Here is a 15,400-nt window from a genome sequence, read left to right as displayed (position 1 = left end):
TTCTGTTGGACGGCGTGGTCTGGTTGTGCGGCTTGGTGTCCCCCTGGGGGGAACGCACGAGTCTAGCGAGCAGGGGAGACCCCACCGTGCAGCAGTTCACAGACTGGAGGCGGCTAGATCATTCCGCGGCGGGCGGCCTGGACACCGGCCTGGAAGCGCGTCCCGGCGCCGAGCTGGTCCATCAGGGCCCGGACCCGGCGCTCGACGGTGCGCTGCGAGACGCCGGTCTGGCGCGCGATGGTGGCATCCGGGGCCCCCGCCGCGAGCAGGGAGAGGATCATCTGGTCGCGACGTTCGGTGGCCACCCCCCCGACGCTGAGGGGGGAACCGAGGTCCCAGAGGTGGTCGGAGAGCGCGATCAGTGCGAGCACCATCGAGCGGGCCCGGATCAGTGCTGACCCGAAGCCAGAGGGGTCGAAGGCGCTCACGTCCACGATCGCCGAGGCGTCGTCGACGATCACCGCGGAGAACGGTACCGACGAGGTGAACCGGAACCGTTCGCCGCCGCGCTCGCGGGCCTCGAGGATCTCCAGGGCCCCGTCGATCTCCAGCACCTCGGTGTCGTAGACCGTCGTGTACTCGAGCTGGTTGCCGCTGACGCCCAGGGTGGGCTCCTCGTGGCTGTGCAGCGGGCTGGCGAACACCGCCCGGGTGCGTGGCGAGAGGGAGCGGAAGCTGCGGATCTGCTGGGTGCCGGCAGCCACCGCCTCGGCTGTCACGGCGGCGATCTCGTCCAGCGAGTTGAGGATGCGCACGGTGCCCACGTCCGGAGTGCGCGACGCAGACCGCGCCAGGAAGAAGACCTGGGCGAGCTCGTGTGCGGCGGAGCGGGTCTCGCGCGCGCGGCGCTCGTAGTCGAGCGCGAGGGCCGGCAGCGAGATGTCGGGCGGGATGACCTCGATGCGACCGCCCGGGTGCAGGCGGACAAGTCCGCGGCTGCCCAGCACCTCGAGGGAGTGGTCGACCAGCGGGCCCTTCATGCCTTGGGCGATCAGCAGGGCGCGGGTCGGTTCGGGGTGCTGCAGGGCGGCCAGGAAGATCCGGGTGACGGCACCTTCGGCGTCGTCGTCGTCAGCGGCGATGTCGAGCTTGGTCGCGAGGGTGGCCCGGTCGATGCCTTCCACCACGTCTGCCTGGTTCTCGACGACCATGCCCCTCATGCTCGTCCGCTGGCGAACTTCCGTCAATGACGCAAGTCCGCCACGTATGGGCTTTACCTCCAGGCCAACCATGGTCCACTCTTTATTCAGTCGACAGCGTCGACCCACGTGCATGGTTGCAGGTTCCCCCGCCAGGCGACCGCACGTCGGCTGCGCGGCGTCCCTGGGAGATTGTCCCCCCTGCCTCCCCGGGACGCCGCGCACTCATGTCCGGGCCGAGTCTCTACGCTGGCCCCGTGAAGGTTCTCGTCATCGGTACCGGTGCTCGCGAGCACGCCATCGTCAAGGCCCTTGGCGCCGACCCGGACGTGGATGCGGTGATCGTGGCTCCCGGCAACCCGGGGATGGACGCGATCGCCCTGTGCGAAGCCCTCCCCGGCGGGCTGCTGGACGGGGCAGGTATCGCCGCCCTCGCCGGTCGGCACGCCGTCGACCTGGTCGTGATCGGTCCGGAGGCCCCGCTCGTGGCGGGAGTCGCGGACCAGGTTCGCGAGGCGGGCTTCGCCGTGTTCGGCCCCTCGGCCGAGGCCGCACGCCTGGAGGGCAGCAAGTCCTTCGCCAAGGACATCATGGCCGCGGCCGACGTACCGACGGCCCTGGCTCGCGTCTGCAGCACCCTCGACGAGGTCGCCGACGCGCTCGACGCCCTGGGCGCACCGCACGTCGTCAAGGACGACGGACTGGCCGCAGGCAAGGGGGTGGTCGTCACCAACGACCGCGACGAGGCGCTGGCCCATGCCCAGCTCTGCCTGGCCAAGGAGGGGGGCACGGTCGTCATCGAGGAGTTCCTCGACGGCCCGGAGGTGTCGCTGTTCTGCCTGTGTGACGGCAGCACGGTCCTCCCCCTCGCCCCGGCCCAGGACTTCAAGCGCGTGGGGGATGACGACCAGGGCCCCAACACCGGCGGGATGGGCGCCTACTCGCCGCTGGACTGGGCGCCGGCCTCGATGGTCGACGAGCTGGTCAGCCGGGTGGCGCAGCCGACCGTGGACGAGATGGCGCGCCGCGGAACGCCGTTCGTGGGGGTCCTCTACATCGGCGTCGCGATCACCTCCCGCGGTCCGCGCGTCATCGAGTTCAACGCCAGGTTCGGTGACCCCGAGACGCAGGTGGTGCTGGCCCGTCTGCAGACGCCCCTCGGTGGCCTGCTGAAGGCTGCTGCCACCGGCCGGCTCGATGGCGTGGGCTCGCTCCACTGGTCGGAGCAGCACGCCGTCACGGTGGTCGTCGCCTCCCACAACTACCCGGGCACGCCGCGCACCGGCGACGCGATCACTGGGGTCGAGGACGCGGCCGACGTGCCCGCGGCATACGTGCTCCATGCGGGCACCGCCCGCGACAAGGACGGCATGCTCGTCTCTGCCGGGGGACGGGTGCTGTCCGTGGTGGCACTCGGCGAGAGCCTCACCCAGGCGCGCGAACGCGTCTACGAGGCGGTGGACCACATCGAGCTCGAGGGTTCGCACCACCGCACCGACATCGCCCTCGCTGCCGAGCGCAACGAGCTGCACGTCGGCTGAGGGTCACCCGGCTCGGCGCGCCGCCACGAAGCCGACGACGCCGACCGCGGCGCAGCCTGCCATCGTCGAGGCGAAGAGCCAGCCGGGCAGGTCAGGCGCCTGCCACGCGATGAGGGAGCCGGCGACAGCCAGCCCCACGGCCTGGGCGACCGACGCCGTCAGGCTCGACGCGGCGGTGATCCGCCCCTGGTCGTGCACCGGGGCGAAGCGCAGCAGCTGGGTGGACAGTGTCGGTGACACCACACCCATCCCGAGACCGGCCAGGCCCCAGAGCGCGAGGCCGGCGGCGACCGGGAGGCTCTGCAGGCTGGTCAGAGCCGGACCCAGGACGCCGACGGCGATGAGCCCGAAGCCGATCTGGAGCCGGCGCACGGGGCTGACCCGACGCTGGACGGCGTCGAGCCCGTGCACCTGGGAGCCGGCCGCCCAGCAGAGACCCGTGACGGTGAGGCTGATGCCGGCAGCCGCTGGGCCGAGTCCGTGGATCGTCGTGAGCATGAGCGGCAGGAGGCTTCCGGCGGTGCCGAACGCGGCCGCCACCAGGCCGCGGAGAGCGACCAGCGCGGGTATGCCGTGGGCGAACCGGAGGGTCCCGGCCGGCAGCACGGTGCGGATCGCCGGCCCGGTGCAGGCGACGCCGACGAGGACGAGAGCGGCGCCGAGGAGCTCGACGGGTCCGGACCGGCCGAGCAGGGATCCGCCGGCCGTGAGGGCCGCCAGGCCCGCTGCCGCCACCGCGGCAGCCCGGACGGCGCGGTGCTCGCGGGGCGACCAGGCGGTGGACGCAGGCTCCGAGCCGGCCGACCGGGTGCCGGGGGACGCGGTGCCGGTCGCAGCCGGGACTCCGGCGGTCCGCATCGACGGTCGCAGGAGGAGCCAGGCGAGCGGGAGCAGGGCGACACCCACTGCGAAGACCGCCCGCCACGACACGACCTCGGTGAGCAGCCCGGCGACAGGTGGGCCCACCAGGGAGGGCAGCACCCAGGCGGCCGCGAACGCGGCAAAGACCTTGGCGCGCAGCTCCTTCGGCAGGGCACGCGCCAGCAGCACCGTGAGCGACACGTCCATCAGCGCCTCGGCGATGCCCGAGCCGAACCGCCCGAGGGTGAACAGCACCATTCCCGGTGCCAGGGCCATCAGCACCTGGGAGACCACGAACACCGCCATGCCCGCCTGTAACGGCCGCACCGGACCACGGTGGTCCGCCCAGGCGCCCGCGATGACCGTGGCGAGGACGAACGACACGAGGGGCGCGGCGCTCGCCGCACCGAACAGCCACAACCCGTCGAGCTCTCGCGCGACCGTCGGCAGCACCGTCATCGTCGCGCGGTTCTCGAAGGCGCCCAAGGTCACCAGCGCGACCGCCCCCACGGCGAAGGGGAGGTGCGCGCGGTCCCGCAGGGAGGCGGTGCGCGCGGTGGCGTCGTGGGTGGCAGTGGGCATGGCGACGAGTCTGAAAGATGAAGTGGACTTCAAGTCAAGCCGCCCCATGCCGATCACGACTTGTTGCTCTCGTGTGGTCATGGGGCGGCGGATTCGGGTCCGCATGACGACCTGGAGACAACAAGTCGGGCCACGTCACGACTTGTTGCTCTCGTGTGGTCATGGGGCGGCGGATTCGGGTCCGCATGACGACCTGGAGACAACAAGTCGGGCCACGTCGGGACTTGTTGCTCTCGTGTGGTCATGGAGTGGCGGATTCGGGTCCACATGACGAGCAGGGAGCAACAAGTCGAGGCGGCTGGAAGGATGTCGGCATGACGTCCTCCCAGCCCGACCAGGCGCCCGACGCGCCGCTGGCCCTCCCCGGCTACGCCCACGTCTACTCGGGCAAGGTCCGCGACCTCTACGCGCCGCTCGACGACTCCGGCGCACCGCGCGACGACCAGCTCCTCCTCGTGGCGAGCGACCGGCTGTCGGCGTTCGACTTCATCCTCGACAGCCCGATCCCCGACAAGGGCGCGGTGCTGACGCAGCTCTCGCTCTGGTGGTTCGAGCAGTTGGTCGACCTGGTGCCCAACCACGTGGTCTCGACCGACGTCCCGTCCGCGGTTGCTGGGCGGGCGGTGCTGGTCAACCGGCTGAAGATGCTCCCCGTCGAATGTGTCGCGAGGGCTTACCTCACCGGTGGCGGCCTTCGCGAGTACGTCGCCGACGGCCAGGTCAGCGGCGTCCGGCTCCCGGAGGGCCTCGTCGACGGGTCACGGCTCCCCGAACCGGTCTTCACCCCGTCGACCAAGGCGCCGGTGGGTGAGCACGACGAGCCGATGCCGTATGCCGACGTGGAGCGTGAGCTGGGCGCCGACCTGGCCGCGCGGGCCAGGGAACTGACCGTGGCGATCCTCAAGCGGGGCAACGAGATCGCGGCCGAGCGCGGGATCCTCATCGCGGACACCAAGGTCGAGTTCGGCCTCGAGGGCGACACGTTGGTGCTGGCCGACGAGGTACTGACCCCGGACTCGTCGAGGTTCTGGCCCGCCGACCAGTGGGAGCCCGGCCACACGCAACCGTCGTTCGACAAGGAGTTCGTCCGCGAGTGGCTGATCTCCCCGGCCAGTGGCTGGGACAAGGCCTCCGGCGAGGCCCCACCGCCCCTTCCCGACGACGTCGTGGAGCGCACCCGGGCCAAGTATGTCGAGGCCTACGAGCGCCTCACGGGCCGTTCCTTCTCAGCCGGCTGAGGGCGGATCAGCCGACGGGAGTCAGGAGGGCGAGCGGCATGGGACGACCGGACTTGGTCTCGTACTTGGCGAACGCCGGGACCTGCGCGAGGACGACATCGGTCCACACCCGGTCGCGCTCCTCGCCGGTCAGGACGCGGATCCCGACGGAGCGCCGAGGTGCTGGCCCGACCTCGACGGCTGCGGTCGCCGCCTTGCGCACGTTCTTGAACCACTGCGGTTCATTCGGCGTGCCGCCGGCGGACCCGACCACCACGTAGCCCCCGTCGTGCTCGAAGTAGCTGACCGCGGTGGTGTGCGGAGTTCCGGACTTGCGGCCCGCCACGGTGAGGAGCAGGACCGGGGCGCCTCCGAGTGCCTTGCCCCCCATCCGTCCGCCACTTCGGCGGTAGACGAACACCGCCGCCTTGCCGGCAGTCCTCATCATCGCTTTCGACACTCTGTTCACCAGGCCCACCTCCACTCCTGATTGTGCGCCGTCCGCGCGGTGACCGCGCGGCATACCCACGGTTGTGGCGCGGATAGACTGTGGTCGCTTCCCTTCCCCGCGCCACCGTGCTCAACCCAGGAGACACCCGAATGGGCCACGTCGTCATTGACGTCATGTTGAAGCCAGAGATCCTCGACCCCCAGGGTCAAGCCGTCGGCGGGGCTCTTCCCCGGCTCGGCTTCGAGCAGTTCACGGAGGTGAGGCAGGGCAAGCGGTTCGTCCTCACCGTGGACGGCGAGGTCACCGACGAGCACCTCGCGGCCGCCGCGGAGGCTGCCGAGAAGCTGCTGTCCAACCCCGTGATCGAGGACGTCGTGTCCGTGCGTGCCGAGGACCCCGACCAGTGAAGGTCGGGGTCGTCACGTTTCCGGGGTCGCTCGACGACCGCGACGCGGCGCGGGCCGTGCGTGCCGTCGGAGCCGAGGCCGTCACCCTCTGGCACGGCGACGCCGACCTCAAGGGCGTCGACGCGGTCATCCTGCCCGGCGGGTTCTCCTACGGTGACTACCTGCGCTGCGGGGCGATCGCCCGTTTCGCGCCCGTGATGGACGCGCTCATCCCCGCGGCCCAGGGCGGCCTGCCGGTCATCGGCATCTGCAACGGGTTCCAGGTGCTCTGTGAGTCGCACCTGCTGCCCGGCGCGCTGATCCGCAACGACCACCGCAAGTTCAACTGCGTCGACCAGCGGCTCGTGGTCGAGAACACCCAGACCGCGTGGACCTCGGACTTCGAGGTCGGCCAGGAGATCACCATCGTCCTCAAGAACGGCGAGGGCGGCTTCGTCGCCGACGAGCCGACGCTGGACCGGCTCGAGGGCGAGGGTCGGGTGGTCTTCCGGTATGCCGGTGACAACCCCAACGGCTCGTACCGCAAGATCGCGGGCATCACCAACGAGCGCGGCAACATCGTGGGCCTCATGCCCCACCCCGAGCACGCGGTCGAGGAGGGCTACGGCCCCTCGACCGACGGGCTCCCGTTCTTCACCTCCGTCCTGAAGGCAGTTGTCAACGCATGACCGCACAGATTGATCGCCCCACAGTCGACACCGTCGGGCATGCGGCGCAGACCCCCGAGGTCGACCAGCCGTGGGCCGCGCTCGGTCTCAAGGCGGACGAGTACGCCAGCATCCGCGAGATCATCGGCCGCCGCCCCACCAGCGCCGAGCTCGCGATGTACTCGGTCATGTGGTCCGAGCACTGCTCCTACAAGTCGAGCAAGGTGCACTTCTCCCTCTGGGGCGAGAACACCACCGACGAGATGCGCGAGAAGCTGCTCGTCGGCATCGGTGAGAACGCCGGCGTGGTCGACATCGGCGACGGCTGGGCGGTGACCTTCAAGGTCGAGTCGCACAACCACCCGTCCTACGTCGAGCCCTACCAGGGCGCGGCCACCGGCGTCGGCGGCATCATCCGCGACATCATGTCGATGGGTGCCCGCCCGATCGCGATCATGGACCCGCTGCGGTTCGGCAACCTCAACCACCCCGACACCCAGCGCGTGCTCCCGGGCGTCGTCGCAGGAGTCGGCGGCTACGGCAACTGCATCGGCCTGCCCAACATCGGCGGCGAGGTCGTCTTCGACGACTGCTACCAGGGCAACCCGCTCGTCAACGCCCTGTGCGTCGGGGCCATGCGCATCGAGGACATCCACCTGGCCAAGGCATCCGGCGTCGGCAACAAGGTGATCCTCTTCGGCGCCAAGACCGGCGGCGACGGCATCGGTGGCGTCTCCGTCCTCGCGTCCGAGACCTTCGACGCGGGCGGCCCCACCAAGCGTCCCGCGGTCCAGGTCGGCGACCCGTTCGCAGAGAAGGTGCTCATCGAGTGCTGTCTCGACCTGTATGCCGCGCACGTGGTCGACGGCATCCAGGACCTCGGCGGCGCCGGCCTGTCGTGCGCGACCAGCGAGCTCGCGTCCAACGGTGACGGCGGCATGCAGATCGAGCTCGACCGGGTGCCGCTGCGCGACGCCTCGCTCCGCCCTGAGGAGATCCTCATGTCGGAGAGCCAGGAGCGGATGATGGCCGTGGTCGAGCCCGGCAAGCTCGACGAGTTCATGGCCATCACCGACCGCTGGGACGTCGAGGCCACCGTCCTCGGCGAGGTCACCGACGGCGACCACCTGGTCATCACCTGGCACGGTGAGGTCATCGTGGACGTCCCGCCGCGGTCGGTCGCCCACGAAGGGCCGACCTACCACCGCCCGCTGGAGCGGCCGGCATACCTCGATGACCTGCAGGCCAACGGAACTGACACGCTCGGTCGTCCCGTCGACGGCAACGGGCTCAAGTCCGACCTGCTCACCCTGCTGGCCTCACCCAACCTCTGCGACAAGTCCTGGGTCACCGACCAGTACGACCGCTACGTCCTGGGCAACACCGCGCTCGCGATGCCCGACGACGCCGGTGTGGTTCGCGTCGACGAGGAGACCGGCCGCGGTGTCGCGGTCTCGACCGACTGCAACAGCCGGTTCGCCAAGCTCGACCCCTACACCGGGGCGCAGCTCGCGCTGGCCGAGTCCTATCGCAACGTCGCCACCGCGGGCGCGACCCCGCTTGCGGTCACGGACTGCCTCAACTTCGGTTCGCCGGAGGACCCGGGCGTGATGTGGCAGTTCCGCGAGTCGGTCAAGGGCATCGCCGAGGGCTGCAAGACGCTCGGCATCCCCGTCACCGGCGGCAACGTCTCGTTCTACAACCAGACCGGTGACATCGCGATCCACCCGACTCCGGTGATCGGCGTCCTCGGCGTCATGGATGACGTCTCCCGGCGCACCCCGTCGGGCTGGAAGACGGCCGGCCAGGTCATCTACTTGCTCGGCATGACACGCAACGAGCTCGCCGGCGGTGAATGGGCGCACGTCGTCCACGGCCACCTGGGTGGTCTGCCGCCGGCTGTGGACCTCGGTGCCGAGCAGCTGCTCGGCGAGATCCTCGTCAACGCGAGCCGTGACGGTCTCGTCGACGCCGCGCACGACCTGTCGGACGGCGGCCTCGCCATCGCGCTCGCCGAGGCGGCGATGCGCTACGGCGTCGGCGCCCGGATCTGGCTCGACGAGCTGTGCGAACGGGACGCCATCGACGCGTTCACCGCCCTCTACAGCGAGTCCACCGCCCGCGTCATCGTGTCGGTGCCGCGCTCAGAGGAGGTGCGCTTCACCGACATGTGCACCGCCCGTGGGCAGGTGCACGCGCGGATCGGCGTCGTCGACGACGAGACCGACGGCCTCGACGTCCAGGGCCAGTTCACGGTGTCGCTCGCCGACCTGCGCGAGGCCCACACGGGCACCTTGGCCGCGGTCTTCGGCGGCTAGGACGCGGGCGCGGGCTCAGTGAGAGCCGGAGCCGGCCGCGCCGCCGCGGGACCATCGGGCTCAGGGTGTCGCGACCGCGAGCCGGCTGGCGCTGCTGGTCATGCTGACGACGCCGACCCGGTGTCCCCACAGGGCGACTCGGGCCGGTTGGCCGTGGGTCCGTCGAACACCGTCCAGGAACCTTCGGCGTCGCGCCTGAGGAGCTGCGACCCGTCCTGCACGGAAGTCGCGACCCAGACTTGTCCGCTCACTGCAGCCACGGCCGCGACCCGGCCGGGGGACGAGGACGCATCGCGCGGCAGGGTGACCCGGGCTGCCCTGTCGGGGTCAAGGCGCCACAGCGCCACAGCGTCACCGTCGAGACCGACGACCCAGCATCCTGTGCTGTCGCAGGACAGTCCGGTGGCCCTGGAGCTGGTGGTGGTCGCAGGAAGGTCGACCCGGGTCCACGGGCCTTCTGGGTGAGGAGCTGTCCAGGCGCTCGCGCCGAGGACGACGTCGTCCCCGCCCAGGTCGGTCGTCGACCCCACGAGGTAGACCCCCGTGCTGGTCACCGCCGCTGCCGCAGGCTGAACCAGTCGGGTGGCGGTGCTGGCCAGTGCCCCCGAGGTCATCCCCGTGCGTCCCCACGAGGTGCCGGAGACGCCCCACACCGCCGCGTCCAGGCCAGCGCCGCCGTCATCCCACGAACCCACGACGAGGGCCCTCCCTGACCCCAGCGCGACGCCGGCGAGGCCCCCCGACCGAGGCCCACCGAACGTCTCGAAGGGTTGTGGCTGTTCCTCCACCCGCTGCGTCGAACCGCTCCACACCGTCCATCTGGGGAGTCCGTGGGCTCCGCCGCTCGCGCGGCCCAGGGCGAGCACCTGCGGGCCGTCGATGGCGAGATCGACCCAGGTGGCCGTGGCCGCATAGACCCCGTGCCCGACGAGATCGACCCTCCGGACCGCGAGGTCGTCACGCAGGACGAACATCCTCGGTGCCCCGTCGGAGCGACCCCCGACGACGACGGTGTTGCCCGCGCCGGCCAACGACTCCGGCTCGGCACCGTCCGGCAACGTGACCCCCTGCCACGCGAGCTTCAGCCTCGGCGTCGTCGGCCCCGGCTCCGGGCTACCCGTGCAGGCCGTCCCGCCGGTGACGGCCAACGCGATCGCCACCAGCGGCACGAACCAGCGGGCGCTTCTCGAGCGTCCGCTCGGCGGATCGGTCGGCATGGGTTTCACCTTCCCACCATGCGAGCGGCCCGGTCGCGTCCCCAACGCGTCCGGGCCGTTCGACCCCTCTTTGTCCCCGCCACGAACAGTACGTCTGGGGTCTGACGCCGTCGATGGGTAGAACTACCCTTTCTCGCCCACCGAACGGGGGGACCTGCCGGCCACCGGGCGGGTGGGTGCGTCGTGCGACGATGCCGGTATGCCGCCGCGCCGCCGAGTTCCCGTCGTCGACGGCCGGGCGGCCGTGGTTGCGTGGCAGGCCCACGGGGAGTCGACCCAGCGGTCGGACCTCGCGATGGCGGTGCGCTACACGCTGGAGGAGCTGTCGGTCGTCGCGCCCGGACGCAGCGTCGAAGTACGCGTGCCACCGTTCGGCGCCGTGCAGTGCGTCGCCGGGACGACCCACACCCGCGGCACGCCGCCCAACGTGGTGGAGACCGACGCCCAGACCTGGCTCGCCGTCGCGACCGGCGCGCTCAGCTGGGACGGTGCCTGGGAGGCGGGCACCCTCCGGGTGAGCGGGCACCGCGCCGACCTCGCGGCATACCTGCCCCTGGTGAAATGATCGGCCGCACCCGAACAGTCGAAGGAGATCTCTTCCCATGCAGATGAAGCTGGAGCTCGTCCCCGTGCCGGTTGCGGACGTCGAGCGGTCCATCGAGTTCTACGTCGGCAAGCTCGGCTTCACCAAGGACGTCGACGTGCAGCCCGCCGAGGGAGTCCGGATCGTGCAGGTGACGGCCGAGGGCTCCGGTTGTTCGATCGGCTTCGGCACAGGGCTGGACGTCTACCGCGGAGAGCCCGGCACGATCAGGGGACTGCACCTGGTGGTCGAGGACATTGCGGAGGCGCGGGCCGAGCTCGTCCGCCGAGGGGTCGAGGTGAGCGAGGTCCACGAGTTCGGCGGTGGGGTCAAGGGCGCGGAGTTCGCCGACCCCGACGGCAACTCGTTCGAGCTGCAGGAGATGGAGTGGCGCCGGGGCGAGACCTTCTAGCGGTTCAGCCGAGGGCGGGCGCCGACTGGCGGGCAAGGGCCGAGGACTGGGTGCTCGACTTGTTGCGCGCAGATCGTCACCGGACCCCGAATCGCAGCTCCGGTGACCACGAGGCGGCAACAAGTCGACCTCGGGAAGGCGCGCTCACTCGCCCGGGTAACGGACCCCGATCTGGGCCCGGATGTCGTCGAGTGCGTCCATGATCGTGAGGGTCTCGGCGAGCGGCATCAGCGGGGACTCAAGGTTGCCGGCGGTGACCTGACGCGCCACCTCGGCGGCCTCGAAGTGCAGCCCGAAATCGGTGTCCTCGTTGACGAACCGGTCGAGCTCGGTGCCGTCGTTGGCCACGAGTCGCACCACGGCCCGAGGCCCGTAGAAGTCCCCGTCGATCTCGAGCCGCGCCCGGGTGCCGCAGACGGTCGCCACGGTCGGGGTCTTGGTCAGCATGGTGGCGCCGAGGAGGCCCATCGCACCATTGCTGCTGGTGACGCCGATGGCGTCCTGCGCGTCCACGCCCGACTCGGTGCGGACGCAGGTCGCGGTCACGTCGACGAAGTCCCCGAGGACGAAGTGGGCGAACGACACCGGGTAGATCCCCAGGTCGAGCAGGGCGCCACCGGCGAGGGCCGGGTCGGAGAGGCGCTGCGGGCCGTCCGGATAGAGCGCCTGGCCGTGGTCCGCCTGCACCGTGTGGACCTCGCCGAGCAGGCCGTCCTCGAGGCAGCGCCGCACCACGTCGATGTGGGGCAGGAATCGGGTCCACATGGCTTCCATCGCGAAAACCCCTGCGGCGCTGGCAGATTCGATGATGTCTCGTGCCTCGCTGGAGTTCCGGGCGAAGGCCTTCTCGACGAGCACCGGCTTGCCGGCAGCAGTCGCGAGCATCGCCTGGGTGCGGTGCTCGGAGTGGGGTGAGGCGACGTAGACGACGTCGACATCCGGGTCCGAGACCAGGTCGGCATACGAACCATGGGCGGTCTGGATCCCGAAGTCGTCGGCGAAGTCCTGGGCCCGGCGCAGGCTCCGGGACGCGACCGCCTGGAGGTGCTGGCCGGTGCGGGCCTGCAGTGCGGTGGCGAAGGACCGGGCAATTCCGCCCGGGGCGAGGATGCCCCAACGCAGGGTGGGTGCGTCACGCGGGTCGGGCGTGCGGGGAGCAGGCAGCGTCAGGGAAGACATCGACCCATCATCGGCGTTCGCCGAGGTCAGCGCACCCGCCATCCATCTGCTGGCGTCGGGGGAGGTGGCGAGGGCGCGGCGTCGGCGTCGGTGAAGGGCCGTCCCGAACCCAGCGCGCGGGTCAGCTCGGCTCCCTCGCGCACCGTGCTGGGGAACGCGCCCTTGGCCACGCTGCGGATGATCGAACCCAGCAGCAGCGGCTGGCGGGACCCGACCAGCACGAGGTTGCCGAACCGGCGCCGCTTCCAGATGTCCACCTGCGCGATCGCCGCCGTGTAGGGCAGGTGGCGGGCCAGGCCGGCCCGGACGCGGGCCGCATGGCGGTGGTCTGGCTCGTCGGCGGTGTTCATCACGAGGACCCCACTCGGCCGCAGCACCCTTGCCACGTCTGCGAACCACTCCTCGCTGGTGAGGTCGGCGGGCACCTGGCTGTCGGCATACGCGTCGACGACCACTGCGTCGGCGCTGGAGTCCCTGAGCACTGCCAGCCCCTCGCGACCGCGCTGCGGACGCACCCGGATGCGGTGCCCGCGCGGCAGCGGCAGCTCACGGCGCACCTCCTCGGTGAGGGACGCATCGGGTTCGAGGACGATCTGCGGTGAGCCTGGCCGGGTGTGCTGCACGTAGCGCGGCAGCGTCATCGCGGCACCGCCGACGTGGGTGACCGCCACAGGCCCGTCGGGCAGCGAGTCGATCACCGCTGCGAGGTGCTGGATGTAGCCGAAGACCAAGAGCTCCGGGTCGTCCAGGCTCACGTACGACTGCGGGTAGCCGTCGACGAGGACGGTGCTCCCGCCGTGCTCGTCCACCTCGAAGCGGAACTCCTGCATCTGCGTCAGGGACGGATCAGTGACTTGATGGCCCGGCGTTCGTCCATGGCGGCGTAGCCCTCGGCCACCTCGGCGAGCGGCACCTCGAGGTCGAAGACCAGTCCGGGGTTGATCGCCCCGGCCAGCACGTCGTCACGCAGCTGCGGGAGGTATTGCCGGGCCGGCGCGATCCCGCCGGCGATCCCGACGTTGCGGGCGAACAGGTCCCGCACCGGGTACTCGATCCCGTGTGGCACGCCGACATAGCCCACGGTGGCTCCCGGCCGCGCCACAGCGATCGCCGTCGACATCGACTCGTTGGTGCCGACGCACTCCAGGACTGCGTCCGCACCTACGCCGGAGGTCAGCTCCTTGACCGCCGCGACGGCTTCGTCGCCGCGGACCTCGACGACGTCGGTGGCGCCGAACTCGCGGGCGATCCGTTGGCGGCTCTCGTGCCGGGACATCACGATGATGCGTTCGGCACCCATCCGAGCCGCGGCGAGGACGGCGCTGAGCCCGACCGCGCCGTCACCGACGACCACGACCGTGTCACCCTCCTGCACCTGGGCGGCGACCGCCGCGTGCCAGCCGGTGCCCATCACGTCGGACAGGCTGAGCAGGCTGGGGACCAGGTCGTCGCCCGGCACGTCCCGGGTGGCGACCAGGGTGCCGTCGGCGAGCGGAACGCGGACGTACTCGCCCTGACCGCCGTCGGCCATGATGCCGTCGCGGTCCGGGCCGCCCCAGAAACCGCCGTGGTCGCAGCGCGACTGGATCCCGACGCGGCAGTGCGGGCAGGTGTTGTCGGAGTACATGAACGGCGCGATGACGAAGTCACCCGCGCGGACGCTGCGCACCTCGCTGCCGACCTCCTCGACGATCCCGACGAACTCGTGGCCGATACGGGTTGGCTCGGTGACCGCGTTGATCCCGCGGTAGGGCCAGAGGTCGCTGCCGCACACGCAGGCGGCCGTCACCCGGACCAGGGCATCGGTGGGCTTGGCGATGGTCGGGTCAGGGACGCCTTCGACGCGGATGTCGCCGGGCGCGTTCAGGATGGTGGCCTTCATGCCTCCCAGCCTGCCACGCGGACAGGCAGGGGTATGCCGCGTGGTCACCACGCGGCATACGCTCCCTGCATGCGCTTCGGCATCACCATCCTCCCCGAGCACCGCTGGTCCGTCGCCGAACCCCTGTGGCAGCGCGCCGAGGGGTACGGGTTCGACCACGCCTGGACGTACGACCACCTCGTCTGGGCGGGACTGCAGGACTCGCCCTGGTTCGGTGCACTGCCCACCCTGACGGCAGCCGCGATGGCTACCTCGACGATCCGACTGGGGACCTTCGTCAGCTCGCCCAACTACCGTCACCCCTATGTGTTCCTGCGGGATCTGCTTGCGCTGGAAGACATCTCGGGGGGCCGGCTGATCTGCGGACTCGGGACCGGTGGAGACCTCGACGCTGGGATCCTCGGCGAGCAGCGCCCCCTGAAGGACCGCGTCGATCGGTTCCACGAGTTCGTCGAGGTGCTCGACCGGCTGTTCCGCGAGGACCACGTGTCGCACGAGGCGAGCCACTACCGGACCGTCGACGCGCGGACCCTCCCCGGCCCGGTGCAGGAGCCGCGGGTGCCGTTCGTCATCGCCGCCAACGGGCCGCGATCCCTGCGCCTGGCCGCGGCCCACGGCCAGGGCTGGGTGACCTTCGGCAAGGGCGGCGAGACCATGGACGACTGGTGGACCGGTATCGCCGACCTGTCGGCGAAGCTCGACGAGGCTGAGGCGGCGGCAGCCCGCACCGCCCCCCTTGACCGCTACCTCTCGCTCGACGGAGCGCCGCGCTTCTCTCTCGAGAGCGTCGACCTGTTCACCGAGATGGTCGGGCGGGCAGGCGAGCTCGGGTTCACCGACGCCGTCACGCACTGGCCGCGGGCCGAGGGCGTCTATGCGGGCAGCGAGGCGGTCCTCGAGGAGGTCGCGACCCAGCTGCCCGGCCTCAGGTAGCCGAGCCCCAGCGTCCATCGCGAGCGGTCGC

General features: G+C 71.0%; 15 protein-coding genes. 8 read left to right on the top strand and 7 right to left on the bottom strand.

The window, feature by feature from the left end:
- Window positions 1–113: 113 nt before the first annotated feature.
- Window positions 114–1,151, bottom strand: coding sequence for a helix-turn-helix transcriptional regulator (locus EAH86_RS08830; RefSeq protein ID WP_161988605.1), 1,038 nt, complete (start codon window positions 1,149–1,151; stop codon window positions 114–116).
- A gap of 245 nt (window positions 1,152–1,396) precedes the next feature.
- Here EAH86_RS08830 and purD point away from each other — a divergent pair, with 245 nt between their 5' ends.
- A complete protein-coding gene (purD, locus tag EAH86_RS08825; RefSeq protein ID WP_140739309.1) occupies window positions 1,397–2,680 on the top strand; it encodes a phosphoribosylamine--glycine ligase in 1,284 nt (427 codons plus the stop codon).
- 3 nt (window positions 2,681–2,683) lie between these two features.
- Here the strand turns inward: purD and EAH86_RS08820 are convergent, their stop codons facing one another.
- Entirely contained in the window at window positions 2,684–4,123 is a 1,440-nt protein-coding gene (locus EAH86_RS08820; protein WP_161988604.1) for an MFS transporter, read from the bottom strand.
- 314 nt (window positions 4,124–4,437) lie between these two features.
- On the opposite strand from EAH86_RS08820, the gene EAH86_RS08815 reads away from it, so the two are divergent.
- Window positions 4,438–5,361 carry a phosphoribosylaminoimidazolesuccinocarboxamide synthase gene (locus EAH86_RS08815; RefSeq protein WP_140739303.1) on the top strand — a complete coding sequence of 308 codons (924 nt, stop codon included), beginning with the start codon at window positions 4,438–4,440 and terminating at the stop codon, window positions 5,359–5,361.
- A gap of 7 nt (window positions 5,362–5,368) precedes the next feature.
- On the opposite strand, the gene EAH86_RS08810 is transcribed toward EAH86_RS08815, so the two are convergent.
- Window positions 5,369–5,809 (bottom strand): nitroreductase/quinone reductase family protein, encoded by a 441-nt coding sequence (locus EAH86_RS08810; RefSeq protein WP_161988603.1) that lies wholly within the window; start codon window positions 5,807–5,809, stop codon window positions 5,369–5,371.
- Between the two features lie 131 nt (window positions 5,810–5,940).
- Here EAH86_RS08810 and purS point away from each other — a divergent pair, with 131 nt between their 5' ends.
- From purS to purL, 3 genes are read left to right on the top strand one after another with little or no spacing between them, the layout of a single operon-like run.
- Complete coding sequence (gene purS / locus EAH86_RS08805; RefSeq protein ID WP_140739297.1) at window positions 5,941–6,198, top strand: phosphoribosylformylglycinamidine synthase subunit PurS; 258 nt, start codon at window positions 5,941–5,943, stop codon at window positions 6,196–6,198.
- On the top strand, window positions 6,195–6,866 hold the full coding sequence (purQ, locus tag EAH86_RS08800; RefSeq protein WP_140739294.1) for a phosphoribosylformylglycinamidine synthase subunit PurQ: 672 nt from the start codon (window positions 6,195–6,197) through the stop codon (window positions 6,864–6,866). The genes purS and purQ overlap by 4 nt, the downstream gene beginning before the upstream one ends.
- A complete protein-coding gene (gene purL / locus EAH86_RS08795) occupies window positions 6,863–9,163 on the top strand; it encodes a phosphoribosylformylglycinamidine synthase subunit PurL (protein ID WP_140739291.1) in 2,301 nt (766 codons plus the stop codon). Before purQ ends, purL begins: the two co-directional genes overlap by 4 nt.
- Before the next feature lie 98 nt (window positions 9,164–9,261).
- On the opposite strand, the gene EAH86_RS08790 is transcribed toward purL, so the two are convergent.
- On the bottom strand, window positions 9,262–10,380 hold the full coding sequence (locus EAH86_RS08790) for a hypothetical protein (RefSeq protein WP_140739288.1): 1,119 nt from the start codon (window positions 10,378–10,380) through the stop codon (window positions 9,262–9,264).
- Between the two features lie 199 nt (window positions 10,381–10,579).
- Between EAH86_RS08790 and EAH86_RS08785 the strand changes: the two genes are divergently transcribed.
- On the top strand, window positions 10,580–10,945 hold the full coding sequence (locus EAH86_RS08785) for a sterol carrier family protein (protein ID WP_140739285.1): 366 nt from the start codon (window positions 10,580–10,582) through the stop codon (window positions 10,943–10,945).
- Between the two features lie 37 nt (window positions 10,946–10,982).
- Window positions 10,983–11,375: a VOC family protein gene (locus tag EAH86_RS08780; protein ID WP_140739282.1), complete on the top strand. Its 393-nt coding sequence runs from the start codon at window positions 10,983–10,985 to the stop codon at window positions 11,373–11,375.
- A 144-nt stretch (window positions 11,376–11,519) separates the two neighbouring features.
- Here the strand turns inward: EAH86_RS08780 and EAH86_RS08775 are convergent, their stop codons facing one another.
- Genes EAH86_RS08775 through EAH86_RS08765 form a run of 3 tightly spaced genes read right to left on the bottom strand, consistent with a single transcriptional unit; the run spans window position 11,520 to window position 14,436 of the window.
- The gene (locus EAH86_RS08775; RefSeq protein ID WP_140739279.1) at window positions 11,520–12,554 is read right to left on the bottom strand and encodes a Gfo/Idh/MocA family protein; all 1,035 of its coding nucleotides are present in this window, start codon (window positions 12,552–12,554) and stop codon (window positions 11,520–11,522) included.
- A gap of 26 nt (window positions 12,555–12,580) precedes the next feature.
- A complete protein-coding gene (locus tag EAH86_RS08770; RefSeq protein WP_140739276.1) occupies window positions 12,581–13,384 on the bottom strand; it encodes a spermidine synthase in 804 nt (267 codons plus the stop codon).
- A 5-nt stretch (window positions 13,385–13,389) separates the two neighbouring features.
- Window positions 13,390–14,436: a zinc-dependent alcohol dehydrogenase family protein gene (locus tag EAH86_RS08765; RefSeq protein ID WP_140739273.1), complete on the bottom strand. Its 1,047-nt coding sequence runs from the start codon at window positions 14,434–14,436 to the stop codon at window positions 13,390–13,392.
- A 69-nt stretch (window positions 14,437–14,505) separates the two neighbouring features.
- Between EAH86_RS08765 and EAH86_RS08760 the strand changes: the two genes are divergently transcribed.
- A complete protein-coding gene (locus EAH86_RS08760) occupies window positions 14,506–15,369 on the top strand; it encodes an LLM class flavin-dependent oxidoreductase (protein WP_140739270.1) in 864 nt (287 codons plus the stop codon).
- The last annotated feature ends 31 nt before the right edge of the window (window positions 15,370–15,400 follow it).

The organism is Pedococcus bigeumensis (assembly GCF_006438965.1).
In the GTDB taxonomy this organism is placed as follows: Bacteria; Actinomycetota; Actinomycetes; order Actinomycetales; family Dermatophilaceae; genus Pedococcus; species Pedococcus bigeumensis_A.
Note: the sequence above shows the minus strand (reverse complement) of the source record. Positions and strands in the feature narration are given on the sequence as shown.

Coding starts and splice junctions, on each gene's coding strand:
- EAH86_RS08830 (WP_161988605.1), bottom strand. CDS start 1,151: ATGGTCGTCGAGAACCAGGCAGACGTGGTGGAAGGCATCGACCGGGCC.
- EAH86_RS08820 (WP_161988604.1), bottom strand. CDS start 4,123: ATGCCCACTGCCACCCACGACGCCACCGCGCGCACCGCCTCCCTGCGG.
- EAH86_RS08815 (WP_140739303.1), top strand. CDS start 4,438: ATGACGTCCTCCCAGCCCGACCAGGCGCCCGACGCGCCGCTGGCCCTC.
- purS (WP_140739297.1), top strand. CDS start 5,941: ATGGGCCACGTCGTCATTGACGTCATGTTGAAGCCAGAGATCCTCGAC.
- purL (WP_140739291.1), top strand. CDS start 6,863: ATGACCGCACAGATTGATCGCCCCACAGTCGACACCGTCGGGCATGCG.
- EAH86_RS08790 (WP_140739288.1), bottom strand. CDS start 10,380: ATGCCGACCGATCCGCCGAGCGGACGCTCGAGAAGCGCCCGCTGGTTC.
- EAH86_RS08785 (WP_140739285.1), top strand. CDS start 10,580: ATGCCGCCGCGCCGCCGAGTTCCCGTCGTCGACGGCCGGGCGGCCGTG.
- EAH86_RS08780 (WP_140739282.1), top strand. CDS start 10,983: ATGCAGATGAAGCTGGAGCTCGTCCCCGTGCCGGTTGCGGACGTCGAG.
- EAH86_RS08775 (WP_140739279.1), bottom strand. CDS start 12,554: ATGTCTTCCCTGACGCTGCCTGCTCCCCGCACGCCCGACCCGCGTGAC.
- EAH86_RS08770 (WP_140739276.1), bottom strand. CDS start 13,384: ATGCAGGAGTTCCGCTTCGAGGTGGACGAGCACGGCGGGAGCACCGTC.
- EAH86_RS08765 (WP_140739273.1), bottom strand. CDS start 14,436: ATGAAGGCCACCATCCTGAACGCGCCCGGCGACATCCGCGTCGAAGGC.
- EAH86_RS08760 (WP_140739270.1), top strand. CDS start 14,506: ATGCGCTTCGGCATCACCATCCTCCCCGAGCACCGCTGGTCCGTCGCC.